Consider the following 24643-nt stretch of genomic DNA (forward strand, 5'->3'; position numbering starts at 1 on the left):
TATGTCTGATCCTAAGTTTGTCCACCTGCGGGTGCATACTGAGTTCTCTTTGGTTGATGGTCTGGTTCGTATCAAGGAGCTGGTAAAAGCAGCACAGGCGCATTCGATGCCTGCGGTTGCGATGACTGACCAGGTCAACCTGTTTGCGTTGGTTAAATTCTATAAAGCTGCTCTGGGGGCTGGAGTTAAGCCAATCTGCGGTTGTGACCTATGGGTGCATGATCCAGAACAGCCTGATGCAGAACCGACACGCCTGACCCTGCTTGTAAATACAGGCAAGGGTTACCGTAACCTCATGGAGTTGATCTCTCTCGCTTACGAACAAGGCCAGAATGCCGTCCTTGATAAGGCGGTAGTGACCAAGGCGTTGATTGCTGAAAAGTCGGAAGGCTTGATTGCACTGTCTGGCGCGAAAGAGGGTGATATCGGTCGGGCTATTTTGTCAGACAACGGAAATGCTCAAGCGCTGCTAGAAGGCTGGATGCAGATCTTTCCCAACCGCTTTTACCTTGAGCTTCAGCGTACAGGGCGGGCAGGTGAAGAGCAGGTTGTGCATGGGTGTGTAGAGTTGGCCCATGCAACGGGTTGCCCTTTGGTGGCAACAAACGATGTTATGTTTGTACGCTCGGAAGACTTCGAAGCACATGAAGTGCGTGTGTGTATCAACCAGGGTCGTACGTTTGACGATCCGACACGCCCAAAAAATTACAGTGAAGAGCAGTATTTCCGCAGTGCTGATGAGATGGCCGAGTTGTTTGCGGATATCCCAAGCGCTCTTGAAAATACCGTAGAGATCGCCCGCCGTTGCAATATTGATATAGAGCTAGGCACCTATTACCTGCCGAAGTTTCCAATACCTGAAGGGATATTGATGGATGACTATTTCCGTCAGGTATCTTACGAGGGGTTGGAAGAGCGTCTTGAAATAATACTGGATAAAGACGACCCCGATTACGCAGCTAAGCGACAGCCGTATATTGATCGGTTGGAGTTTGAGCTGGATATCATCATCCAGATGGGTTTCCCGGGGTACTTCCTGATCGTAATGGACTTCATTATGTGGGGGAAAGAAAACGGCGTACCTGTTGGGCCGGGTCGAGGCTCTGGTGCGGGTTCTCTGGTGGCTTACGCACAGAAAATTACCGACCTGGATCCGCTGGAATATGATCTTCTGTTTGAGCGATTTCTAAACCCTGAACGTGTATCGATGCCCGATTTCGATATCGACTTTTGTATGGATAACCGTGACAAGGTTATCGATTATGTTGCCCGCACCTACGGGCGCGATGCAGTATCACAGATTGTGACCTTTGGTACGATGGCCGCGAAAGCGGTGGTGCGAGATGTGGCACGTGTTCAGGGTAAGCCGTTTGGTCTGGCCGACAAATTGTCCAAACTGATTCCATTCGAGGTGGGGATTACCCTGCATAAGGCGATGGAACAGGAACCGATGCTGAGTGACTTCGTGAACGGTAGCGAAGAAGCCCAGGAAATTATGGACATGGCGTATAAGCTGGAGGGTGTGACGCGTGGTACGGGTAAGCACGCCGGTGGTGTTGTTATCGCACCAACCAAGCTGACCGACTTCGCGGCAACGTATTGTGATGAAGAGGGTAACGGCCTCGTTACCCAGTTCGATAAAAACGATGTTGAGGAAGCCGGGCTGGTTAAGTTCGACTTCCTTGGATTACGTACCTTAACCATCATCGATTGGGCGCTGCAAACGATCAATACGAAGCGGGCCAAAGCAGGCGAAGAACCGCTCGATATTGCGTTGATCGATTTGGAAGATAAGCCAACCTTTGATCTGTTGCAGGCTGCAGAAACAACGGCTGTGTTCCAGTTGGAATCCAGCGGCATGAAAGATCTGGTTCGCCGTTTGTTGCCGTCTCGATTCGAAGATATTGTCGCACTGGTAGCGCTTTTCCGTCCCGGCCCACTGCAGTCGGGCATGGTGGACGACTTTATCAACCGTAAGCATGGTCGGGCTGAGATGGCGTGGCCGCACCCCGATTATCAGCTTGATAGCTTGCAACCCGTCTTGGAACCGACCTACGGCATTATCCTGTATCAAGAGCAGGTTATGCAGATTGCGCAGGTTATGGCGGGTTATACCCTTGGCGGAGCAGATATGCTGCGCCGAGCGATGGGTAAGAAAAAACCGGAAGAGATGGCCAAACAGCGCGTTGGCTTCCTTGAAGGTAGTGAGCAAAATGGCATTGATCGAGATCTGGCAGGCAACATCTTTGACCTGGTAGAGAAGTTTGCAGGTTACGGTTTTAACAAATCCCATTCTGCCGCATATGCACTGGTGTCATATCAGACCGCGTGGCTGAAGACGCATTACCCGGCGCCGTTTATGGCTGCGGTAATGTCCTCCGATATGCAGAACACCGACAAAGTGGTGATCTTCGTTGAAGAGTGCCGTCAGATGAAGATCCCGCCGGCGTTGCCGGATGTTAACAGCGGTGAGTTTATGTTCACCGTGAATGACGAAGGCGTGATTATCTACGGCTTAGGAGCGATCAAAGGTGTGGGTGAGGGCCCTATCGAAGCGATCGTATCTGCACGGAGTGAGGGCGGTCCGTTCAATGATCTATTTGATTTTTGCGAGCGGGTTGGTGCGAAAAAGCTGAACAAACGAGTACTGGAAGCGCTGGTGCGTTCCGGTGCGCTGGACAATATGGGCGCGCCTCGTGCCGTGTTGTGGGATGCGATCCCTGATGCACTGAAAGCGGCAGACCAGAGTGCGCGGAACCAAGACGCAGGAATGTTTGATCTCTTTGGTGCGGCTCAGGAAGAAGACCCGGGTGATCCGTATGAAAAGTACCGTAGGGTGCGCGAGTGGACAGACAAAGAGCGCCTGCAGGGAGAAAAAGATACGCTTGGTTTGTATCTCACCGGACACCCTATCGACGAGTATGAAGGCGAGCTGAGAAACTTTATCAGTAGAAAGATTGTCGAAGTCCAGCCGTCACGGGGTGTTACGCAGAAAATGGCCGGCTTGGTTGTGGATCTGCGCTTAAAGAAAACCAAGAAAGGCGATCCGATCTGTTTTGTTACCCTGGATGATCGAAGTGCGCGTATAGACGTCACTCTCTACGGCGAAACGTATGAGCAATCGCGCAATATCGTGGTAAAAGATGCAGTACTGGTTGTTGAAGGTGAGGTGGCAGAAGATCACTTCTCCGGGGGGATCAAAGTTAAAGGGACGGGGGTGCTGAATATTTCGCAGGCCCGTGCTCAGTACGCCAGTAGCGTAGAGATTTCCTGTGAAGCCGCTCAGTTGGCTGGACGACGTATTCGTGAACTCTCGGATATTCTGAGTCAGTATCGGGGTGATGGCTCGTTACCGGTGACGTTGCGCTTCCGGCGTGAAGACGCCAAGGCCACGCTTAAGCTAGGTAAAAGCTGGTCGGTGCAGGCGAATGATGAACTGATTATTAAATTAATGGATCAATTTGGCGGCGATGCTGTATCACTGCGGTATTAGCCAATATTGTGATAAAGCTCAGAAAGCCGAGTCTTTAATTTATCTCAGGTGTGCTCAGGCTGGTCCTATAAGGGGCAAGCAGGTACACTTAGGGCAATTTTTTGATCCGATCAAAGTAACGAATTTCTAATATAGAACGGGACAGCATGAATCCGAATTACCTGGATTTTGAGCAGCCTATCGCTGAGCTGCAGGCCAAAATTGATGAATTGCGTCTGGTTGGCGACGACCACGACGGATTAAATATCTCCGAAGAACTGGAAAAGCTGGAAGAGAAAAGCCGTACGCTGACCGAATCCATTTTCTCGGATCTTTCTGCATGGCAGATTTCTCAGCTGGCACGTCATCCACAGCGTCCGTATACGCTGGATTACGTCGAGCATATCTTCGATGATTTCGATGAACTACACGGCGATCGTCATTTTTCCGATGATCAGGCTATTGTAGGTGGTATCGCACGCATCGATGGCCAGCCAGTCATGGTGATTGGTCATCAGAAAGGCCGTGAAGTGAAGGAAAAGGTTGCCCGCAACTTTGGTATGCCGCGTCCAGAAGGTTACCGTAAGGCGCTGCGTCTTATGGAAATGGCTGAACGCTTCAGCATGCCTGTTATGACCTTCATTGATACACCAGGAGCTTATCCTGGTATCGATGCTGAAGAGCGCGGCCAGTCCGAAGCGATCGCATTTAACTTACTGAAATTGTCCAGCCTGAAAACACCGGTTATTGCGACTGTTATTGGTGAAGGTGGTTCGGGTGGTGCGTTGGCGATTGGTGTGTGTGATGAATTGCTGATGTTGCAGTACGGGACCTATTCCGTAATCTCTCCGGAAGGATGTGCATCCATTCTGTGGAAAAGTGCAGAGCGTGCATCCGATGCTGCAAAGGCGATGGGTATTACTGCTGATCGTTTGAGTGAACTAGGCCTGGTGGATCAGGTTGTAAGCGAACCTCTGGGTGGCGCGCATCGTGATCAGGCTTTGATGGCGGCGAATCTTAAAAAGCACCTGCTAGAGACGTTGGAGAAGCTGAATGGTTTCTCTGAAGAGGAGCTGTTGGAGCGTCGTTATGAGCGCTTGATGGCCTACGGAATCAATTCCGAACAGTAAGTGAAAACTTACTCCTTCTGATGTCTGCTGCAATCGAACGTCACTTTCAGAGACTATTGCAGCAGATGCCTGAGCCCGATCGCTGGTTGATTGCTCACAGCGGCGGGCTCGACTCTCAGGTACTCCTGCATCTTGCCGGTAAATACCTCTCTCCCGAGCGTTTATTGGTACTTCATGTTAATCATCATCTTCAGCCTTTTGCAGAACGCTGGGCTGAGTTTTCGGCGCAGCAAGCGTCCCAGTACGCGCTACCCCATCAGATTCTCAATGTTTACCCTGAAACGCCGTCGGAAGAGGCAGCACGTCGCGAGCGCTATGCAGCATTTGAGGCCCAGATGCAAGCTGGCGACTGTTTATTGTTAGGGCATCATGGTGATGATCAAGCTGAAACAATGCTGTTTCGCTTATTGCGTGGAACCGGATTAAAGGGGTTGTCTGGTATACCCGCGCACAGGAAGCTGGGAGCAGGTGAGCTCAGGCGTCCTTTGCTCGGTTGTCTGCGTTCTGAAATGGAACGTTATGCAGATGAGCAAGATCTGGTTTGGGTTGACGATCCTAGTAACCAGCAGGCGGTTTATGACCGCAATTTTTTACGACTCGATATCTTCCCGTTGTTAGAAGGTCGTTGGCCAGGCTTTAAGCAGCGCTGGTTAAAAACGTCCGAACAGCTCACTGCGTCGCAACGGCTATTGAACGAATACCTTGATGCAGATCTGATCTCCCATGTCGGTGTGCTGGGCGAGTTATCCTTATCGGCACTCCACGATTGCTCCAGCCAGCGCCAGGATCATCTGTTACGGCGTTGGTTAGAGAAGCAGGCGGGCGTGATGTTAAACAGCACGCAGCTTGGTGAAATAAAGCGAACATTGATCTTGTCGCGAGCAGATGCAGAGCCTCAGTTGAAGGTTGAAAAGATCGTCATTCGGCGTTACCGGTCGGCGTTGTATTTGACGCCTGCAGAAGAACGGGCGCCGTATGAGCTGGATCAGCTCACAGTTGGAGACTTTTCTTTAGGGGATGGCATGCTTCAGGTTACATCAGCAGATGTTGGGCTGAGCACGCTTGAAAATGTTCGGCTGGTGCGCCGGAAGGGGGGCGAGCGTTGTCGTCCTCTGGGCCGGAACGGCAGTTGTACGGTGAAAAAACTGCTGCAAGAAGCCGGAATTCCTCCTTGGCTGAAGGTGCATTGGCCGTTGCTTATGGTGGGTGAAGAAGTGGTTGCCATACCGGGTATTTGCCTTTGTGAGGGCTGGCAGACGAAAAGTGGAGGATTTAACGCCACTTGGTGCAGCTTCGCATTGTCGGAATGCCGTTCGTTTGGTATCCTGTAGCCCCATCTTTGATCACGTTTTTTCCCTCGTTTTAACCACGAATTACAGGTTCTGCATGACGCGTTATATCTTCGTCACCGGTGGTGTTGTGTCCTCATTGGGCAAAGGCATCGCATCTGCCTCTTTGGCTGCTATTTTGGAAGCCCGAGGTCTAAAAGTTACCATGCTGAAGCTGGATCCCTACATTAACGTAGATCCAGGTACGATGAGTCCTTTCCAGCATGGTGAGGTATTTGTTACGGAAGATGGAGCTGAAACGGACCTGGACTTAGGTCACTATGAGCGCTTCATCGACACGACTATGTCTAAGCGCAACAACTTTACGGCTGGTCGTATTTATCAGCACGTTCTGCGCAAAGAGCGTCGTGGTGATTATCTGGGTGGAACCGTACAGGTTATTCCTCACATTACCGATGAGATTAAACGTCGCGTAATCGAGGGTGCCGGTGATGCGGATGTCGCGCTCGTTGAGATCGGTGGCACTGTAGGTGATATCGAATCTTTGCCGTTTCTGGAAGCCGTACGTCAGCTGAAAGCTGAATTAGGTTTCTCGCGCGCGATGTTTATGCACCTGACACTGGTGCCATATATCGCAACGGCGGGTGAGACTAAAACAAAGCCATCCCAGCACTCTGTAAAAGACCTGCGTTCGATCGGTATTCAGCCAGATATTCTGGTTTGTCGTTCTGAGCGTCCGTTGCCGGACTCTTCACGTCGTAAACTGTCTTTGTTTACCAATGTTGAAGAGCGTGCGGTTATCTCTTTGCCGGATGCTGACACTATTTATAATATCCCTCAGATGCTGGCAGATCAGCACCTGGATGATATCGTAATCGAACGTTTCCATCTGGAATGTGAGAAAGCGGATCTGGGTGAATGGAACCGTGTTGCAAACGCCCACCTTAATCCGGAAGGTGAAGTGACCATCGCGATGGTCGGCAAGTACATGGAACTGCTGGATGCCTATAAGTCTCTGATTGAATCGATCAGTCACGCGGGTATCGCGCTGAACCGTAAAGTCCGTATCGAATATATCGATTCTGAGCGCGTCGAGCGTGAAGGTGTCGAGATTTTGGCTAATGCCAGTGCAATTCTGGTGCCGGGTGGCTTCGGTGAGCGTGGTGTTGAAGGCAAGATTCAGGCTGTTCAGTACGCACGAGAGAACAAAGTACCTTACTTGGGCATCTGTCTGGGTATGCAGGTTGCCGTGATCGAGTTTGCGCGTCACGTCGCGAACCTTCAGGGTGCGACCTCTTCTGAATTTGAAGCTAAGGCAGAACATCCGGTCATTGGCTTGATCACCGAGTGGACGACGACTGAAGGCGATGTCGAGACCCGCGGTGAGCAGGATGATCTGGGTGGTACGATGCGTTTGGGTGCGCAGGTTTGTCACCTGGCGGATGGATCAACTGCAGCGAAGGCTTACGGTGCAACTGAGATTACAGAACGTCACCGTCATCGTTATGAAGTGAACAACAACTATGTAGAGCAACTGGAAGCAGCAGGTCTGCGTATCTCCGGTCGTTCTGTCGACGGCGAATTGGTTGAAGTCGTTGAAGTGGCTGATCACCCGTGGTTCGTGGCGTGTCAGTTCCACCCTGAATTCACTTCTACACCGCGCGCTGGACATGGTCTGTTTACCGGCTTTATCCAAGCAGCGCTGGATCATCAGGCTAAGCAGTAAAAGAATTTAATAATTTCTGGAGTTTATCGAATGGCACAGATTGCTGATATCAAAGCGCGCGAGGTTCTGGACTCTCGCGGAAACCCAACAGTAGAAGCTGACGTTATTTTGGCGTCCGGTGTAGTGGGCTCTGCTTGCGCACCTTCAGGCGCTTCTACAGGTTCCCGTGAAGCATTGGAACTCCGTGATGGCGATAAAGGTCGCTACCTGGGTAAAGGCGTTCTAAAAGCAGTGACTGCTGTGAACGGCGTAATCCGTGATGCTTTGGTCGGAATGGACGCAACTGATCAGCGCGCTCTGGATAACAAAATGCTGGAGCTGGATGGCACGGAAAACAAAGAGACGCTGGGTGCAAACGCAATCCTGGCAGTATCTCTGGCTGCAGCTAAGGCCGCAGCGACTGAAAAAGGTCTGCCGTTGTACGCTCACATTGCTGAGCTGAACGGTACTGCAGGTCAGTTCTCTTTGCCTCTGCCGATGATGAACATCCTGAACGGTGGTGAGCACGCGGATAACAACGTTGATATTCAGGAATTCATGGTTCAGCCGGTTAACTTTGATAAGTTCTCTGACGGCTTGCGCTGTGGTGCTGAAATCTTCCACGCGCTGAAGGCTGTTCTGAAGGCTAAGGGTCTGAACACGGCAGTGGGTGATGAAGGTGGTTTTGCGCCTAACCTGGCATCCAACGAAGAAGCATTGGTTGTTATTAAAGAAGCGATCTCTAATGCTGGTTATGAACTGGGTAAAGACGTAACGCTGGCGCTGGACTGTGCTGCATCTGAGTTCTACAAAGATGGCAAATACGATCTGTCCGGTGAAGGCAAAGTCTTCGATGCTGAAGGTTTTGGTGACTACCTGGCTGCACTGACAGAAAACTACCCGATCGTATCTATTGAAGACGGTCTGGATGAATCTGACTGGGATGGTTGGGCTTACCTGACGAAGAAGATCGGTGAGAAGGTTCAGCTGGTTGGTGACGACCTGTTTGTGACAAACACCAAGATTCTGAGCCGTGGTATTGAGCAGAATATCGGCAACTCTATCCTGATCAAATTCAACCAGATCGGTTCTCTGTCTGAAACGCTGGACGCGATTAAGATGGCAAAAGATGCAGGTTTCACCGTGGTTATCTCTCACCGTTCTGGTGAAACTGAAGATACCACCATTGCCGATCTGGCAGTGGGTACTGCAGCGGGCCAGATTAAAACCGGTTCCTTGTGTCGTTCTGACCGTGTAGCTAAGTACAACCGCTTGCTACGGATTGAGGAAGAGCTGGGTACTGAAGCCATTTACAATGGTTTATCTGAAATTAAAGGTCAGGCTTAATACCTGACTCTTAACAAAAAAAGGGGGCTTTTAGCCCCCTTTTTTGACTTAGGCTTATGATGTTTCGCTGGTTATTGATTACGCTGTTAGTCCTGTTCGTTGCTCTGCAGTATCGACTCTGGTTTGGTGAAGCCAATTTGCGCCAGGTTTGGTCGCTGGAGCAGGAAATTGAGCAGCAGCGTGAAGAAAATCAGACGCTGAGTTTACGGAATAAGCAGTTGGAAGCGGAAGTCAGAGATCTGAAGACAGGTCTCTCTGCGTTAGAAGAGCGTGCCCGGAGTGAGCTGGGTATGATTCAGGAAGGTGAAACCTTCTTCCAGCTGGTCGAACCTGGACGGAGTAAATCCCAGAGTGAGTAGTTTTCCCACCCAATACAGCTATTTGTACGGTATGCCGGAAGGTAGTGCGCTGATTCGTAGTTGTAACGAAGATTTTCAGGTTGTTGAACAGCTCGGATTTGAGCCGGAAGGAGAAGGCGAGCATCTGTTTCTCTATATCCGTAAGAACGGTGAAAACACCGATTGGGTCGCGCGCCAATTAGCAAGATTTTGTCAGCTAAGCCCACGTGATGTGGGTTATGCGGGTAAGAAAGATCGTCACGCCATTACTGAGCAGTGGTTTAGTGTTGCGCTGCCTCCACAGCGCAAACTGAATTGGAATTTGTTTGGTGGTGATACGATTGAGGTTCTGAAAACTGTTCGCCATCCGCGCAAGTTGCGTCTAGGCGCGTTGCAAGGGAACCGTTTCGGATTACGTCTGCGTGATGTTAGTCATCCTGACGAGCTGGCCACGAGGATCGAAAAAATTCGCTCAGGTGTACCGAATTATTTTGGTGAGCAGCGATTTGGTCAGGATGGCGGTAACTTGCAAAAAGGTGTGGAGCTCATCCGCGGAGAGCGCAAAGAACGCCAGCGGAATAAAAAAGGGATGTATATATCGGCGGTACGTTCCTGGTGCTTTAATCACCTGCTTTCTCAGCGTATTGCTGAGGGGCGTTGGGATCAGTTATTAGCCGGTGATGCGCTTATGTTGTCCGGTTCGAAAAGCTGTTTCTTAGCAGAGGATATTGATGCGGCTACCCAACAGCGTCTGGTGTCAGGTGATGTTAACCTGACAGGAGCGATGTGGGGTCGAGGTGAACCGTTGAATGTTGGTGCTTCTCGACAATGGGAGAAAGACCAGCTGGCGCCGTGGGAAGAGATACTGGAACGGTTGGAGCATCTGGGGTTGCGTCAGGAACGGCGGGCTCTTCGGTTACAACCTATCGCACTGGAAGCGAAAGCTGAATCGGAAAACCAGTGGTGGTTGGAGTTTGAGTTACCATCGGGTGCGTTTGCAACCAGTGTGCTGCGTGAGCTGACGCAGGTGACTAAACCGATACAGGATACAGCTGAATGAAAGTACTGATATCAAATGATGATGGTGTTTTTGCTCCGGGTTTAGCCTCACTAGCACAGGTGATAGGACAGGACTGTCAGATCGAAGTGGTCGCGCCGGATAGAAACCGCAGCGGTGCCAGCAACTCGCTGACGCTTGATCGGCCGCTGGAAGCGTTTCGTCACGAGAGTGGCTTTATTGGTGTCAATGGAACCCCTACCGACTGTGTTCATCTGGGTACATCAGGCATCTTTGATATTGAGCCCGATATCGTTGTTTCCGGTATTAATGCCGGTGCTAATATGGGTGACGATGTTCTTTACTCCGGTACAGTAGCTGCTGCAACTGAAGGGCGCCATCTTAAGTATCCGCCAATTGCCGTGTCCGTTGCGAGCCATCACCCTCAGCACTTTGATACGGCAGCCGAGATTGTTCACCTACTGCTACAAGGTATTGCGAAGGTTAATCTTGCACCGCGTACGGTACTGAATGTCAACGTACCCGATCTTCCGATGGAGGAGTTGCAGGGAGTGCACGTCACCCGTTTAGGTCATCGCAGTTTGGCCGATAAACCTGTTAAGGTTAAAGATCCCCGCGGTTTCGAGCGTTATTGGATTGCTGGTGTGGGTGAAGTGCTGGATCGGGAACCGGGAACCGATTTTTTTGCAATTGAGCAAGGTTGCGTTTCCATAACACCGTTGCAGATTGATATGACCCAATACGATGCAATGGAAAATTTGGGAAGTTGGCTAGAGGATATTCTGTGACCGATCTGAATCTTGAAGGAATTGGAATGACATCCCGGCGTACCCGGGACCGTCTGATTGCCCGCCTTCGGGAACAGGGTATAAAAGATGAAACCGTGCTTGATGTCGTACGAGATACCCCGAGACATATCTTTATTGATGAAGCTCTGGCGCATCGGGCTTACGAAGATACCGCATTGCCCATTGGATATAATCAGACTATCTCGCAACCTTATAGCGTCGCAAGGATGACGGAGCTACTGCTGGCAGCCGGACCGCTCACATCTGTCCTGGAAGTGGGGACCGGATCCGGATATCAAACGTCGGTTTTGGCGCAGTTGGTTGGTAATGTATTCAGTGTTGAACGTATTAAGCCTTTGCAGGACAAAGCACGTAAGCGATTGCAGTTGCTGAAGCTGCACAATGCACAGCTCATGCATACGGATGGTGGTATGGGATGGCCTTCAAAGGCACCATTTGAAGGCATTATGGTGACGGCGGCACCCGAAGAAGTTCCCGCAGAACTGATGAACCAGCTCGCAATAAATGGTCGCCTGATTATTCCTGTGGGGGGGCGTAGTCAGGAACTAAAACTGATTATCCGCACTTCCGAGGATAGCTTTACAACTGAGGTTGTTGAAGGGGCTAAATTTGTACCTCTATTAAGTGGAACCGTACGTTAACGATGGACAATGGAATGACAAGCGGTCGCAGCTGGCGCGACTATCTGGTTTTATCAGGTAAAGGCGTGATGATGGGGGCAGCAGATGCTGTGCCTGGTGTGTCGGGCGGTACTATCGCCTTTATGACAGGCATTTACGAAGAGTTAATCGGGTCTCTGCGTCGCTGTGGGCCTGAAGCGCTGGCAGTGTTGTATAAGCAAGGTGTTGCTGAGGCATGGCGTTACATCAATGGCTCCTTTTTGCTGACCTTGTTGGCCGGAATTCTATTCAGCGTTGCCAGTTTTGCGCGCGGTGTATTGTTTCTGTTGAGCAATTACCCAGAGATGCTGTGGTCGTTCTTTTTTGGCTTGATTCTGGCATCCAGTTGGCTGGTGGTTCAGCAGATAGATAATTGGCGGGGGAATGCTTTCACAGCATTTCTGACGGGCACAGTACTTGCCTATATGGTGACTTCAATTGCGCCTGCTGCGATTGAGCCAACTCCACTGATGGTTTTTCTATCAGGTATGATCGCTATTTGTGCCATGATTTTGCCGGGTATATCCGGTAGTTTTATCCTGTTATTGTTAGGCATGTATGCACCGATTTTGGGCGCTGTAAAATCAGTTGATCTGCCTGTTTTGGGATTGTTTATTACCGGTTGTGTCATTGGTTTACTGAGTTTTTCACGAGTGTTGAGCTGGATGTTCAGCTCGTACCGCGTAGCGACGCTAGCGTTACTGGGGGGCTTTATGCTCGGCTCCTTAAATAAAGTCTGGCCGTGGAAATATACTACTGCGTATACCATCAACCGGCACGGTGCAGAGGTTCCATTGGTGCAAGAAAATATCCTGCCAGGTAGTTATGAGGCAATGACCGGTCAGGATGCGTATCTGTTTATGTCTCTGGTGTTAATGGCGGTGGGTGCGCTGGTTGTGGTGCTTATTGCCAAAACCGCTAGTACTGGAAAAAATCAGGGGTGATGAGTGACGAGAGGCGCAGGTTGGCTGATTGCAGCGATCATCGCCGTGTTGATCGCCGGGTGTGCCGGTCCTCAAAGTGTACCGGTGCATGACCGGTCGCGGACAAAAGTTGTTCGTTCTGCTCCATCTGTTTCATCATCCGCCGTTTATACCGTTCGCAAGGGCGATACTCTTTACTCCATTGCATTTCGTCACGGTGTAGATTACCGCACTGTTGCCCGCTTAAATAAGATTCCTTCAAGTTATCAAATATATCCGGGCCAGCGATTGGTTCTGAAACCCTCTGCGCAAAAAATTGTCCGAGAAAGTAGTACTCGTAAGAAAAAAACTGTGACCAAGAAGCCGTCTGTCGACAATTCTTCGAAAAAACAGGTAAAGAAGCGCGTCGTACCGCCGAAAACAGTTGGAAGTAAGAACACGAGTACATCAGTTCCGAAGCAGGCTCGACCTAAAACTAAAAAGACCGACACGGGGGCGCCAATTCGTTGGCAATGGCCCAGTAAAGGTAGGCTGATTCAATCCTTCAAGACCAAGGGGCAGGTCAATAAAGGGTTAAATCTGGCTGGGCGAACAGGCGATCCTGTATTTGCTGCAGCCTCCGGGAGCGTAGTGTATGCGGGCAACGGGCTGCTGGGCTACGGTAATCTTATTATTATTGATCACAATCAGAAATTCCTAAGTGCTTACGCTCACAACAGTCGCGTGTTGGTTAGAGAAAGTGATAAGGTTACAGGTGGTGATAAAATAGCCGAAATCGGTCGTAGTGGCGCTGAACGAGTAATGTTACATTTTGAAATCCGCCGCGATGGTGTACCGGTGAATCCGCTGAAGTATTTGCCTAAGAAGCGTTAGAGCATATTTCACGGTTATAATTATAAAAGGGTGTGACTTGATCAAGGGTCATCAGAGGGGTTGGTAATGGAAAAAGTTGATAAGGATTGTGAGTTGGATAAGGCATCGGACGATGTAGATTTAGATGATGCTGTGGATAAATCAACATCCAAACGCCAGAAAAAAGAATCGGATGATGTTCCCGAGATTATCGCGAGTGGTCGTGGGCGTGGTAGCCTTGCGCACAATGACCTCCTGAATGCGAAAACTCTGGATGCCACACAGCTATATCTCAATGAAATCGGCTTTTCTCCACTGCTGACTGCAGAAGAAGAAGTTTATTACTCCCGTCGAGCGTTGAAAGGTGATGAAGCATCCAGGCAGCGTATGATTGAGAGTAACCTGCGTTTGGTTGTTAAGATCGCGCGACGTTATATTAACCGCGGCCTGACTCTGCTTGATTTGATTGAAGAGGGTAATTTAGGTCTGATCCGAGCGGTTGAGAAATTTGATCCGGAACGTGGTTTCCGTTTTTCGACGTACGCGACCTGGTGGATTCGCCAGACGATCGAGCGGGCGATCATGAACCAGACCCGTACGATTCGTTTGCCTATCCATGTGGTGAAAGAGCTCAACGTATATCTACGTGCAGCTCGGGAGCTGGCTCAAAAACTGGATCACGAACCGTCGGCGGAAGAGATCGCTCAGCTGGTGAACAAGCCGGTTGAAAATGTTGAGCGGATGCTGGGCTTGAACGAGCGTGTCAGCTCGGTAGACACCCCGATGGGGCAGGATTCTGATAAGTCGCTACTGGATACCATTCCTGATCAGGAAACCTCTGATCCGGAAACCTTGCTACAGAAAACCAATATCAGCGGTAACCTGGATAAGTGGCTGACGATGTTGCCTGAGAAGCACTCAGAAGTGTTGGCGCGGCGTTTTGGTTTGCGTGGATATGAGATGAGTACATTGGAAGAGGTCGGCAGCGAAATTGGTTTGACGCGCGAACGTGTGCGCCAAATTCAGGTTGAAGCGTTACGTAAGCTGCGCGAGATTGTTGAAAAGAATGGATTGAGTGGCGAGGATTTGCTGCAGTAAGTAAGCCATTACGACATATTTTCTGAAAAGCCTCTTGTGGATAACATCTGCAAGGGGCTTTTTTATTTCTCTAGTAAGTGGCGTTTTGCTTTCACATCCTTCCATTGATCCGCATCGTTAGGGGCGGCTTTTATTTGATAGATATTAGGCCAGCGTTCAGACATCGCTTCATTGATCTCTATAAATTCGAGCTGGTCCTGAGGCACTTCATCCTCATGCATGATGGCGTCAACAGGGCACTCCGGTTCGCATAATCCACAATCAATACATTCATGAGGGTGGATGGCTAACATATTTGGCCCCTCGTAAAAGCAATCAACAGGGCATACGTCAACGCAGTCGGTATATTTACAGCGGATGCAGCTCTCGATCACAACGTAAGCCATAGAGAATGTTCCTGCTGGATTGAATGGCGTGGTATCAGTATAGAAGAGAGACGAAGAAGGGCGGTGGCAGTGACCGCCCTATATTATGCGCCGGTATTAACTAATCGTACTTTTAAGTTGATAGATCAGTTCCAGCGCCTGGCGTGGTGTTAAATCATCCGCTGAGACTTTTTCAAGCTGCTTTATAGCAGGATGCGGTGCGCTGCTGAACATATCGCTTTGCTGGGGTGAGGATGCCGATTGTACCGCAACTGTACCGACGGTTTGCAGCTCGTTGCTAGCATCCTGCTCAAGCATAATCAGCTTTTCGCGCGCGTATTGAATAACATGTTGAGGTACGCCGGCGAGCTGGGCCACTTGTAGGCCGTAACTTTGGCTTGCCGGGCCTTCCTGAACCTCGTGCATAAACACGATATGGTCATTGTGCTCGACCGCTGTCAGGTGCACATTGTGAACACCGGTCAGTTGTTCTGGAAGTGTTGTTAGCTCAAAGTAGTGAGTCGCAAACAGCGTAAATGCTTTGACTGACTGAGCCAGATATTCTGCGCAAGACCAGGCCAGTGAGAGACCGTCGAAGGTGCTGGTGCCGCGTCCTACTTCATCCATCAATACCAGGCTACGTTCGGTCGCATTGTGCAGGATATTGGCAGTTTCGGTCATCTCCACCATGAATGTCGACCGACCACCGGCCAGATCATCGGAGGACCCCATCCGGGTGAAAATACGGTCAACGATACCGATAGTCGCGCTATCTGCAGGCACATAGCTACCAATATGTGCGAGTAAGGTGATCAAAGCCGCTTGACGCATATAGGTGGACTTACCACCCATATTGGGGCCGGTAATGATGAGCATATGGCGCGCGTGGTCGAGTTCAAGCTGATTCGCTACAAAGGGTTCATCCAATACGCTTTCGACCACAGGGTGGCGGCCACCAGTTATATTGAGCTGTGATTCCTCGGTGAGTACCGGTGCACAGTAGTTGAGTGTATCTGAGCGCTCAGCAAGATTGCTTAATACGTCTAGCTCAGACAGTGCCGCAGCACTGTCCTGAAGCGCAGGAAGTTGCTCTGCCACGGTTTCAATCAAGGCTTCGTACAGAGCTTTTTCGCGGGTCAGAGCGCGACTTTTGGCGGACAGTGCTTTGTCCTCAAACTCTTTCAGTTCGGGGGTGATAAAGCGCTCGGCATTTTTAAGCGTCTGTCGTCGGATGTATTCAGCGGGCGCCTTATCGGAGCTGGCGCGACCAATTTCAATGAAGTAGCCATGAACACGGTTGTAACCGACTTTAAGTGTTGATATGCCGGTACGCTCGCGTTCGCGTGTTTCCAGATCCACGAGGTAGTTGCCCGCATTTTCAGACAGACCGCGCAGTTCATCCAGTTCTTCATCGTAGCCGCCAGCGATTACGCCCCCATCTCTGACGATAACCGGTGGGTTTTCAATGACAGCTTTTCCTAACAGATCCGCGAGCACCGGAAACTCACTGATCAGCGCAGCCAGCTCCAGACTGCGAGCAGAATCCGTGTTCTGTAGCAGTGTCTGAAGTTCGGGCAAAATGGCGAGAGAGTTCTTCAGGCGTTCCAAATCACGAGGTCGAGCGGAACGCAGCGCGATACGGGCGAGAATACGCTCAAGGTCGCCAATATGTTTTAACAGGCCTTGCAGGGTTTCAAAACGATACTGCTCACGTTGCCAGCGGATGACATCCTGGCGTGCCAGTAGTACGGATCGATTGCGTAAAGGTCGGTTAAGCCAGCGCCGTAGTAATCGGCTCCCCATCGGGGTTTTGCAGCGATCCAGCACGGACGCGAGGGTGTTTTCCTTACCCCCACTGAGATTGACATCCAGCTCCAGGTTTTTGCGTGTCGCGGCATCCAAAACCACGCTGTCACTGCGTGTTTCCACCTGAATACGACGAATATGAGGCAGTTCAGTGCGCTGGGTATCTTTGGCATACTGCAGCAAGCAACCGGCTGCGCTCACTGCCAGCTGCAGGTGGTCACAGCCAAACCCGCCAAGGTCTTGTACGTTGAACTGCTTGCACAGGAGGAGCTGAGCGGTTTCCGCTTCAAAGTGCCACGGCGCCTGCGGGCGCAAACCGCGCTTGCCGGCGAGTACGAGTGCCAGTGAACCTTCTTCACTAAACAGTATTTCCGAGGGGCGCAGGCGTTCTATTTCACTCAGGAGAGGTTCTTCTCCTTCAACTTCAAGCAAGCTAAAGCGTCCGGAGCTGATGTCGACGATGGCAATGCCGTAGTGTTCTTCCATGTTATGAACGGCGATCAGCAGATTGTCGCTCTGTTCATCAAGCAGGGCTTCGTCGCTGATCGTGCCGGGCGTGACGATGCGTGCTACAGCACGTTCTACCGGACCTTTGCTGGTCGCCGGATCACCTATCTGTTCACAGATAACCACGGATTCGCCCGCGCGGACGATTTTAGCAACATAGCCTTCTGCGGCATGATACGGAATGCCGGCCATAGGAATGGGTTCGCCAGCAGACTTGCCGCGTGCGGTTAGAGAGATATCCAGCAGCTGCGCGGCTTTCTTAGCGTCGTCAAAGAACAGCTCATAGAAATCCCCCATACGGTAGAAAACCAGCTGGTCCGGATGCTGCGACTTAATACGCAGATACTGCTGCATCATTGGGGTATGATTTTTGAACGCGGGAGATTGGCTTGTCATAGTCAGGTTGAATCAGAGGCTTAATACGGATAATTGGCCTAGGATTGTACGTCAATTGAATTGGGATGCGTAGCGGAGGCAGCATGCAGCAGGTGATAGCAGAGAAAGTTGAGCAGTTGGCAGAGCAGTTGTTGGCCCGAGGGTGGACGGTGACCGCTGCGGAATCGTGTACAGGCGGTGGCGTGGCGATGAGCATCACCGAGTTGGCAGGTTCTTCTGCTTGGTTTGAAGGCAGTTATGTGACGTACAGCAACCGATTGAAAGAGTTGATGCTCGGGGTGTCTGCGGCCACGTTGAATAATTCCGGTGCCGTGTCTGAGGAGGTTGCTACGGAGATGGCAATTGGCGCTCGGGATGTTGCCGGTGCGGATTTGTCCATAGCAATCAGTGGGATAGCAGGGCCGGGGGGCGGAACTCCTGACAAGCCGGTGGGTATGGTGTGTTTTGCGTGTGCCTGTCGGGATCAGTCTGTCAGTATGCAGACCTGCTACTTTGAGGGGGATCGTCATGATGTGCGTCAGCAAGCAATAAATCATGCTTTACAGATGTTGTTGGATAAATTGAGCTGAAGTAACTTGCAATCCGAAAAAGTTGTGAAATAATACTGTCCAAACATACAGTATTTTTTCAACGCAATAGGTAAGGTTGAAGATGGACGCAAATCGTAAAAAGGCGCTCGACGCTGCGCTTTCTCAGATCGAAAGACAGTTTGGTAAAGGTGCAGTCATGCGTATGGGTGATCAGCCGCGTGAGGCGATCCCTGCTGTTTCCACAGGCTCACTTACACTGGATATTGCATTGGGTATAGGCGGCCTGCCGTTTGGTCGCGTTGTTGAGATCTACGGTCCTGAATCGTCGGGTAAAACGACGATGACGTTGCAGGTTATTGCTGAAGCGCAGAAAATGGGCAAAACCTGTGCGTTTGTTGATGCGGAGCACGCACTGGACCCTATTTACGCTGAAAAACTGGGTGTAGATGTCGATGCCTTGCTGGTGTCGCAGCCAGATACCGGCGAGCAGGCATTGGAAATTACCGATATGTTGGTGCGTTCCAATGCGGTTGACGTGATCATCGTCGATTCCGTAGCGGCTTTGACGCCAAAAGCGGAAATTGAAGGTGACATGGGTGATTCCCATGTGGGTTTGCAGGCGCGACTGATGTCTCAGGCGCTGCGTAAACTGACCGGTAGTGTGAAGAATGCGAACTGCCTGTTGGTGTTCATCAACCAGATTCGTATGAAGATTGGTGTGATGTTTGGTAACCCGGAAACCACAACCGGTGGTAATGCGCTGAAGTTTTACTCTTCTGTGCGTCTGGATATTCGCCGCATCGGTGCAGTTAAGCAGGGCGATGAGGTTGTTGGTAATGAAACCCGCGTTAAAGTGGTGAAGAATAAGGTATCGCCACCGTTCCGACAGGCAGAGTTCCAGATCATGTACGGTCAGGGTATCTACCATATGGGCGAAGTGATTGATCTGGGTGTGAAGCAAGGTCTGGTTGATAAATCCGGTGCATGGTACGCCTACCAAGGTAGTAAGATCGGCCAGGGTAAGGCGAATGCTGCCAACTATCTGGAAGAGCATCCAGAGATGGCGCAGGAGATTGAAGCCGAAATCCGTCGTCAGTTACTGAATAATGAGCTGCCTGAAAAGGCGACTGATGAGAAGGAAGACAGCGAGCAGCTGGATCTGTCCTGATCGGTGGATTTGATCCTCTGAAATATTGTTATAAGGCCTCGTAAGAGGCCTTTTGCGTATTGGGCGCCACCGATTGATAAGGAGAGTAGTGCTTTGGAAATACAGCAGGAGATCAAGCTAGCGGTCATGCGCTTGCTGGCGCGCCGTGACTATTGCCGTTATGAGGTCGAGCAGAAGTACGCACGTAAGTATCCGGCCGATGATCTGGATCTGGTGCTTGATGCGTTGGAGCAGGACGGTTATCTCAGCGACGAGCGTTTTGTTGGGGCATTCGTCAGGAATAAGCTTTCTCAGAGTTATGGCTTAAAACGAATCAGCTTTGATTTAAAGCAGAAGAAGATACCGGACAGTCTGTTGATGCGGGTGTTGGACGAGTTGGAACCCGATTGGTTCGAACTTGCGCAGGACGCCTGGGCTCGCCGCTTTCGTGAACCGCCAGCGGGTGATTACAAGGTATTTGGCAAGCAGATGCGCTATCTGTTGCAGCGTGGTTTTTCTATGGATGAAGCACGCGCGGCCATCGAATCCGCCGGCGAAATCAAAGATTAGCTTTCCCCTTTCCTTATGGCTATCGGCAACCAATCTATAAACCGCTCTTATCCCCTCCTCTCATGCGGGTTTGCCGGTCCTGCACCCATTCAAAAATAGTCGTACAATTTTCACCCACGTTATATACTGTCTCGCCATTTTTGGTGAGTGGGCAATCCTCAATATGCAGCAGATCTAATCTGATGCTTTAATCAATTTGCCCTGTACAGAACGGACACGCATACGGTTTCCTTATGAAATACATGACAAGCGCTGAAATTCGCCAGGCTTTCCTGGACTACTTTGCACAGAACGGTCACCAGGTTGTTGCCAGCAGCCCGTTGATCCCTGGAAACGACCCAACACTGATGTTTACCAACGCCGGTATGGTTCAGTTCAAGGACGTTTTCCTCGGAGATGACAAGCGTTCATATACCCGAGCAACTTCGTCTCAGCGTTGTGTGCGTGCCGGTGGTAAACATAATGATCTGGAGAACGTAGGTTACACTGCGCGTCACCATACGTTCTTCGAAATGCTGGGTAACTTCAGCTTTGGTGATTACTTCAAGCGTGAAGCGATTGGATTTGCCTGGAGTTTTCTGACCGAGGTTATGGGGCTGCCGAAGGAGCGCTTGTGGGTCACTGTACATCACTCTGATGGTGAAGCTGAGAAGATCTGGAAAGAAGAGATGGGTATCGATCCGGACCGTTTCTCGAAGTTAGATGAAGATAACTTCTGGTCAATGGGTGATACCGGCCCTTGTGGTCCATGTACTGAAATTTTCTTTGATCACGGTGAAGAAGTCGCGGGTGGTCCTCCGGGCAGCCCGGACGAAGACGGTGATCGTTACATCGAAATCTGGAACGTTGTATTCATGCAGTACAACCGTTCGGCAGATGGCGAGATGACGCCACTGCCTAAGCCGTCTGTTGATACAGGCATGGGGCTGGAGCGTATTGCTGCCGTGATGCAGAACGTTCACTCCAACTACGAAATCGATCTGTTCCAGAGTCTGCTGAAAGCTACGGCTGCGGCCGTTGGCAGTAGCGACATGGATAACAAGTCGCTGCGCGTTATCGCCGATCACATCCGTTCTTGTTCCTTCCTGATTACCGATGGTGTATTGCCATCCAATGAAGGTAGCGGATACGTTCTGCGCCGTATTATCCGTCGTGCGATCCGTCACGGAAACAAACTTGGTGCTAAAGGACCTTTCTTTAACCAGCTGGTTGCCGCTTTGGTTAAAGAGATGGGCGAGGCTTATCCGGAGCTGGCTAAGGCTCAGGATCAGATCGAGCGCGTGTTGCTAAAAGAAGAGCAGCAGTTCGCGAAGACTCTGGACAATGGTATGGGTCTTCTGCAGAACGCGATGGATGAGTTGGAAGGCAAGGTCATTTCCGGCGAAACCGTCTTTAAGCTGTACGACACATACGGTTTCCCGGTTGACCTGACGGCGGATGTTGCGCGTGAAAATGAGCTGACCATTGATATGGAAGGCTTTGAAACGGCAATGGAAGCACAGCGCGAGCGTGCGCGCGCATCCGGTAGTTTCAGTGTCGATTATAACGACAAGCTGGACCTGGACGGCGAGACGCAGTTTAACGGCTATGAGGCATTGGAAGATACCTCCAAGGTAGTCGCGCTCTTTAAAGACGGTGAATCAGTTAATCAGCTGTCTGCCGGTGAAAAGGGCATGGTTGTACTGGAGAATACTGCATTTTACGGCGAGTCCGGTGGCCAGGTCGGTGATACCGGTTTCCTGCGTTGGGATCGTGGCCAGTTTAATGTCACTAACTGCACCAAAGAGTCGAAGAACCATCTGCATCATGGTGAGCTGGCTGAGGGCGTCCTGAAGGTCGGAGATGCCGTTGTGACCGAAGTTAGTCATGAAGCCCGCCAGGCAACTGCATTGAACCACTCTGCGACTCACTTGTTGCATGAAGCGTTGCGGATGGTGCTGGGCGAGCACGTACAGCAAAAAGGTTCTTTGGTTGATCCAGAGCGTCTGCGTTTTGACTTCTCGCACTTCGAGGCTGTAACAGCCGAGGAGTTGCAGCAGGTTGAAGCGATTGTGAACGAACAGATTCGCTTAAATACCGAAGCGGTTACCGAAGTCATGCCGATCGACGAAGCGAAAGCAAAAGGTGCTGCCGCACTGTTTGGCGAGAAATACGACGATGTGGTACGTGTGCTCTCAATGGGCGGCGAGTTCTCGATTGAGTTGTGTGGTGGTACCCATGTAAAACGTACGGGCGACATCGGCTTGATGAAGGTGACTTCAGAGGGTGGTATTTCAGCGGGCGTACGACGTATTGAGGCTGTGACAGGTAAGGCTGCTGCCGATTGGGCAGAGGAAGCGGATCGTAAGCTGGGACAGATTTCAGCACTGTTGAAAGGCTCTCGCGATAGCGTTGTCTCCAAGGTTGAAGATCTGGCTGAGCGTAACCGTCAGTTAGAGAAAGAACTGGATCAGCTGAAGTCCAAACTTGCGGCTGCTAAGGGCTCTGATCTGCTCAGTGCTGCTGTCGAAGTTAAAGGTGTCAAAGTACTGGCCGCTAAGCTGGACGGCGTTGAGCCAAAAGCGTTGCGCGATACGATCGATCAGCTGAAGAACAAGCTTGGATCGGGTGTCGTAGTGTTGGCAACTGAGGCGGACGGGAAGATTAGTTTGGCAGCAGGTGTGACCAAAGAGCTGAGCAAGCAGGTGAAGGCCGGTGATCTGGTACGTGAATTGACTGCAGCGTTAGGTGGTAAAGGCGGTGGTCGCCCTGACTTTGCTCAGGGTGGTGGTACTGATGCAGCGGCGTTGCCTGCGGCATTGGAGTCTGTTGCCAAGCTGGTCGAGGCTGCGTTGTAAGCAGTCTCCGGCTGCTGGCTGTTGCCTGAGAGGATGATGAGAAGTTATGGCACTCTATGTACAAAAATACGGTGGGACATCCGTAGGCAGTGTAGAGCGAATTGAAGCGGTTGCAGAGAAAGTCGCAGGCTTTCGTCAGCAAGGGCATGACATCGTTGTAGTGGTATCTGCTATGAGCGGTGAAACGAACCGTCTGATTGGCTTGGCAAAGGATATTCAGTCCACGCCAGAGCCGCGTGAGATGGATGTGTTAGTTTCAACCGGCGAGCAGGTAACCATCGCGCTGCTTTGCATGGCGCTGAGCAAGCGAGGCGTTGCTGCGCGGTCTTATACCGGCGGTCAGGTCAAAATCCTGACAGATAGTGCTCATACTAAGGCGCGTATTCAGGATATTGAGATCGACGGCATGCGTGACGACCTTGATGCCGGACGTGTCATCGTAGTCGCCGGATTTCAGGGGGTTGATGACCGCGGGAATATAACCACGCTCGGGCGTGGTGGGTCGGATACGACGGGTGTGGCATTGGCCGCCGCTCTGAGGGCGGATGAATGCCAGATCTATACCGATGTGGATGGGGTCTATACAACCGATCCACGCGTCGTAGATACCGCGCAGCGTCTCGAAAAAATTACATTTGAAGAGATGTTAGAAATGGCAAGCCTTGGCTCCAAGGTTTTGCAGATCCGCGCGGTAGAGTTTGCCGGAAAATACAAGGTGCCGCTCCGGGTGCTATCCAGTTTTAAAGATGGTCCGGGAACCCTGATTAGCATAGAGGATGATGATACTGTGGAAAAACCAGTTATCTCAGGTATCGCATTTAACCGTGATGAAGCCAAATTAACTGTTCTGGGCGTACCTGATGTGCCGGGTGTAGCGTCCAGGATTTTGGGTCCGATCAGCCGCGAAAATATCGAAGTAGATATTATCGTTCAGAACGTGGCAGCGGACAAAACGACAGATTTTACTTTTACTGTTCACCGTAACGACTATCAGGCAGCTGAAACTGTGCTGCAAAAGGTTGCGGCTGAGCTGGGCGCCCGTGAGGTTGTTGGTGACAGCAAGATTGCTAAGGTGTCCATTGTGGGCGTAGGTATGCGTTCACATGCTGGTGTGGCAAGCAAGATGTTTGACGCGCTAGCCAGTGAGAGTATCAATATTCAGATGATCTCTACGTCAGAGATTAAAGTATCCGTGGTAATCGCGGAGAAGTATCTGGAGCTTGCTGTCAGAGCTTTGCATTCAGCCTTTGATCTGGATAAAGCAGACGATGTAAGCGAATAAGATGTTGCTGGTCTATATTTAGAGGCAGCAACTCCTCTACTAGGTGTTCGTGTGGCAAGGAGTTGGACGAGATGTCACTCGAATTCCTATCAGTCCCGTATCAGGGGAGCTGAGAAACAGGATGATTTAAGGAGATTCTACACATGTTAATTCTTACCCGCCGCGTAGGCGAAACTCTCATGGTTGGTGACGAAGTCACTGTCACAGTTCTTGGTGTTAAAGGAAACCAGGTCCGCATTGGTGTTAACGCACCCAAGGATGTATCCGTTCATCGCGAAGAAATTTACCAGCGCATTCAGCGTGAAAAAGCCGATGAAGGAAATAAAGAGTAATTTTTTCAAATAAAAGCTTTCCTTTTTAAAATCAATTCGATATAGTTCGCCGCGTTGTTTAGGTGAGCTGGCCGAGTGGCTGAAGGCGCGCCCCTGCTAAGGGCGTATAGGAGAAATTCTATCGAGGGTTCGAATCCCTCGCTCACCGCCATCAGCGCCCGTAGCTCAGCTGGATAGAGTACCTGGCTACGAACCAGGCGGTCAGAGGTTCGAATCCTCTCGGGCGCGCCA

The 24643-nt window shown here is 50.8% G+C and carries 20 protein-coding genes and 2 tRNA genes; 20 read left to right on the forward strand and 2 right to left on the reverse strand.

Annotated elements, in window-relative coordinates; genetic code table 11:
- Window position 1: 1 nt before the first annotated feature.
- From dnaE to rpoS, 12 genes are all read left to right on the forward strand, one after another.
- Complete coding sequence (gene dnaE, locus IOQ59_RS02150; protein WP_193951601.1) at window positions 2-3493, forward strand: DNA polymerase III subunit alpha; 3492 nt, start codon at window positions 2-4, stop codon at window positions 3491-3493.
- A gap of 146 nt (window positions 3494-3639) precedes the next feature.
- The gene (gene accA, locus IOQ59_RS02155) at window positions 3640-4602 is read left to right on the forward strand and encodes an acetyl-CoA carboxylase carboxyl transferase subunit alpha (RefSeq protein ID WP_193951602.1); all 963 of its coding nucleotides are present in this window, start codon (window positions 3640-3642) and stop codon (window positions 4600-4602) included.
- A gap of 20 nt (window positions 4603-4622) precedes the next feature.
- The gene (gene tilS, locus IOQ59_RS02160; protein ID WP_193951603.1) at window positions 4623-5933 is read left to right on the forward strand and encodes a tRNA lysidine(34) synthetase TilS; all 1311 of its coding nucleotides are present in this window, start codon (window positions 4623-4625) and stop codon (window positions 5931-5933) included.
- Window positions 5934-5988: 55 nt separating this feature from the next.
- Window positions 5989-7617, forward strand: a complete 1629-nt coding sequence (gene pyrG, locus IOQ59_RS02165; protein ID WP_193951604.1) for a CTP synthase — start codon at window positions 5989-5991, stop codon at window positions 7615-7617.
- 30 nt (window positions 7618-7647) lie between these two features.
- Window positions 7648-8943, forward strand: a complete 1296-nt coding sequence (gene eno / locus IOQ59_RS02170) for a phosphopyruvate hydratase (protein ID WP_193951605.1) — start codon at window positions 7648-7650, stop codon at window positions 8941-8943.
- Window positions 8944-8999: 56 nt separating this feature from the next.
- A complete protein-coding gene (ftsB, locus tag IOQ59_RS02175) occupies window positions 9000-9302 on the forward strand; it encodes a cell division protein FtsB (RefSeq protein ID WP_443094385.1) in 303 nt (100 codons plus the stop codon).
- Window positions 9295-10341, forward strand: coding sequence for a tRNA pseudouridine(13) synthase TruD (gene truD, locus IOQ59_RS02180; protein ID WP_371871815.1), 1047 nt, complete (start codon window positions 9295-9297; stop codon window positions 10339-10341). Before ftsB ends, truD begins: the two co-directional genes overlap by 8 nt.
- Window positions 10338-11087, forward strand: a complete 750-nt coding sequence (surE, locus tag IOQ59_RS02185) for a 5'/3'-nucleotidase SurE (RefSeq protein ID WP_193951607.1) — start codon at window positions 10338-10340, stop codon at window positions 11085-11087. The genes truD and surE overlap by 4 nt, the downstream gene beginning before the upstream one ends.
- Window positions 11088-11113: 26 nt before the next feature.
- The gene (locus IOQ59_RS02190) at window positions 11114-11749 is read left to right on the forward strand and encodes a protein-L-isoaspartate(D-aspartate) O-methyltransferase (protein ID WP_228050634.1); all 636 of its coding nucleotides are present in this window, start codon (window positions 11114-11116) and stop codon (window positions 11747-11749) included.
- A gap of 14 nt (window positions 11750-11763) precedes the next feature.
- A complete protein-coding gene (locus IOQ59_RS02195) occupies window positions 11764-12711 on the forward strand; it encodes a polyprenyl-phosphate transporter (RefSeq protein WP_228050602.1) in 948 nt (315 codons plus the stop codon).
- Window positions 12712-12714: 3 nt separating this feature from the next.
- Window positions 12715-13563, forward strand: a complete 849-nt coding sequence (locus tag IOQ59_RS02200) for a peptidoglycan DD-metalloendopeptidase family protein (RefSeq protein WP_193951609.1) — start codon at window positions 12715-12717, stop codon at window positions 13561-13563.
- Between the two features lie 66 nt (window positions 13564-13629).
- The gene (rpoS, locus tag IOQ59_RS02205) at window positions 13630-14640 is read left to right on the forward strand and encodes an RNA polymerase sigma factor RpoS (protein WP_193951610.1); all 1011 of its coding nucleotides are present in this window, start codon (window positions 13630-13632) and stop codon (window positions 14638-14640) included.
- 62 nt (window positions 14641-14702) lie between these two features.
- Here rpoS and fdxA read toward each other — a convergent pair whose 3' ends face one another.
- Both fdxA and mutS read right to left on the reverse strand, forming a co-directional pair.
- Window positions 14703-15026, reverse strand: a complete 324-nt coding sequence (gene fdxA, locus IOQ59_RS02210) for a ferredoxin FdxA (RefSeq protein WP_193951611.1) — start codon at window positions 15024-15026, stop codon at window positions 14703-14705.
- A gap of 96 nt (window positions 15027-15122) precedes the next feature.
- Window positions 15123-17675, reverse strand: a complete 2553-nt coding sequence (gene mutS, locus IOQ59_RS02215; protein WP_371871816.1) for a DNA mismatch repair protein MutS — start codon at window positions 17673-17675, stop codon at window positions 15123-15125.
- Window positions 17676-17797: 122 nt separating this feature from the next.
- Here mutS and IOQ59_RS02220 point away from each other — a divergent pair, with 122 nt between their 5' ends.
- The 8 genes from IOQ59_RS02220 to IOQ59_RS02255 all read left to right on the forward strand — a co-directional run bounded on the left by IOQ59_RS02220 (window position 17798) and on the right by IOQ59_RS02255 (window position 24643).
- Window positions 17798-18283 (forward strand): CinA family protein, encoded by a 486-nt coding sequence (locus tag IOQ59_RS02220; protein ID WP_193951613.1) that lies wholly within the window; start codon window positions 17798-17800, stop codon window positions 18281-18283.
- 82 nt (window positions 18284-18365) lie between these two features.
- On the forward strand, window positions 18366-19412 hold the full coding sequence (gene recA / locus IOQ59_RS02225; protein ID WP_193951614.1) for a recombinase RecA: 1047 nt from the start codon (window positions 18366-18368) through the stop codon (window positions 19410-19412).
- A gap of 93 nt (window positions 19413-19505) precedes the next feature.
- Window positions 19506-19961, forward strand: coding sequence for a regulatory protein RecX (locus IOQ59_RS02230; protein ID WP_193951615.1), 456 nt, complete (start codon window positions 19506-19508; stop codon window positions 19959-19961).
- Window positions 19962-20203: 242 nt separating this feature from the next.
- Window positions 20204-22798 carry an alanine--tRNA ligase gene (gene alaS, locus IOQ59_RS02235; protein ID WP_193951637.1) on the forward strand — a complete coding sequence of 865 codons (2595 nt, stop codon included), beginning with the start codon at window positions 20204-20206 and terminating at the stop codon, window positions 22796-22798.
- Window positions 22799-22844: 46 nt separating this feature from the next.
- Window positions 22845-24080 carry an aspartate kinase gene (locus IOQ59_RS02240; protein ID WP_193951616.1) on the forward strand — a complete coding sequence of 412 codons (1236 nt, stop codon included), beginning with the start codon at window positions 22845-22847 and terminating at the stop codon, window positions 24078-24080.
- A 143-nt stretch (window positions 24081-24223) separates the two neighbouring features.
- The gene (gene csrA / locus IOQ59_RS02245; RefSeq protein ID WP_193951617.1) at window positions 24224-24412 is read left to right on the forward strand and encodes a carbon storage regulator CsrA; all 189 of its coding nucleotides are present in this window, start codon (window positions 24224-24226) and stop codon (window positions 24410-24412) included.
- A gap of 61 nt (window positions 24413-24473) precedes the next feature.
- Window positions 24474-24563 (forward strand) — tRNA-Ser (locus IOQ59_RS02250).
- A gap of 3 nt (window positions 24564-24566) precedes the next feature.
- Window positions 24567-24643: transfer RNA gene (locus IOQ59_RS02255), tRNA-Arg, on the forward strand.

Source organism: Pontibacterium sinense, assembly GCF_015209595.1.
In the GTDB taxonomy this organism is placed as follows: Bacteria; Pseudomonadota; Gammaproteobacteria; order Pseudomonadales; family Balneatricaceae; genus Pontibacterium; species Pontibacterium sinense.

What these genes read in the sequence shown, in the direction of transcription:
- dnaE (WP_193951601.1), top strand. Translation starts at nt 2, where the DNA reads ATGTCTGATCCTAAGTTTGTCCACCTGCGGGTGCATACTGAGTTCTCT.
- accA (WP_193951602.1), top strand. Translation starts at nt 3,640, where the DNA reads ATGAATCCGAATTACCTGGATTTTGAGCAGCCTATCGCTGAGCTGCAG.
- tilS (WP_193951603.1), top strand. Translation starts at nt 4,623, where the DNA reads ATGTCTGCTGCAATCGAACGTCACTTTCAGAGACTATTGCAGCAGATG.
- pyrG (WP_193951604.1), top strand. Translation starts at nt 5,989, where the DNA reads ATGACGCGTTATATCTTCGTCACCGGTGGTGTTGTGTCCTCATTGGGC.
- eno (WP_193951605.1), top strand. Translation starts at nt 7,648, where the DNA reads ATGGCACAGATTGCTGATATCAAAGCGCGCGAGGTTCTGGACTCTCGC.
- ftsB (WP_443094385.1), top strand. Translation starts at nt 9,000, where the DNA reads ATGATGTTTCGCTGGTTATTGATTACGCTGTTAGTCCTGTTCGTTGCT.
- surE (WP_193951607.1), top strand. Translation starts at nt 10,338, where the DNA reads ATGAAAGTACTGATATCAAATGATGATGGTGTTTTTGCTCCGGGTTTA.
- IOQ59_RS02190 (WP_228050634.1), top strand. Translation starts at nt 11,114, where the DNA reads ATGACATCCCGGCGTACCCGGGACCGTCTGATTGCCCGCCTTCGGGAA.
- IOQ59_RS02195 (WP_228050602.1), top strand. Translation starts at nt 11,764, where the DNA reads ATGACAAGCGGTCGCAGCTGGCGCGACTATCTGGTTTTATCAGGTAAA.
- rpoS (WP_193951610.1), top strand. Translation starts at nt 13,630, where the DNA reads ATGGAAAAAGTTGATAAGGATTGTGAGTTGGATAAGGCATCGGACGAT.
- fdxA (WP_193951611.1), bottom strand. Translation starts at nt 15,026, where the DNA reads ATGGCTTACGTTGTGATCGAGAGCTGCATCCGCTGTAAATATACCGAC.
- mutS (WP_371871816.1), bottom strand. Translation starts at nt 17,675, where the DNA reads ATGATGCAGCAGTATCTGCGTATTAAGTCGCAGCATCCGGACCAGCTG.
- IOQ59_RS02220 (WP_193951613.1), top strand. Translation starts at nt 17,798, where the DNA reads ATGCAGCAGGTGATAGCAGAGAAAGTTGAGCAGTTGGCAGAGCAGTTG.
- recA (WP_193951614.1), top strand. Translation starts at nt 18,366, where the DNA reads ATGGACGCAAATCGTAAAAAGGCGCTCGACGCTGCGCTTTCTCAGATC.
- alaS (WP_193951637.1), top strand. Translation starts at nt 20,204, where the DNA reads ATGACAAGCGCTGAAATTCGCCAGGCTTTCCTGGACTACTTTGCACAG.
- IOQ59_RS02240 (WP_193951616.1), top strand. Translation starts at nt 22,845, where the DNA reads ATGGCACTCTATGTACAAAAATACGGTGGGACATCCGTAGGCAGTGTA.
- csrA (WP_193951617.1), top strand. Translation starts at nt 24,224, where the DNA reads ATGTTAATTCTTACCCGCCGCGTAGGCGAAACTCTCATGGTTGGTGAC.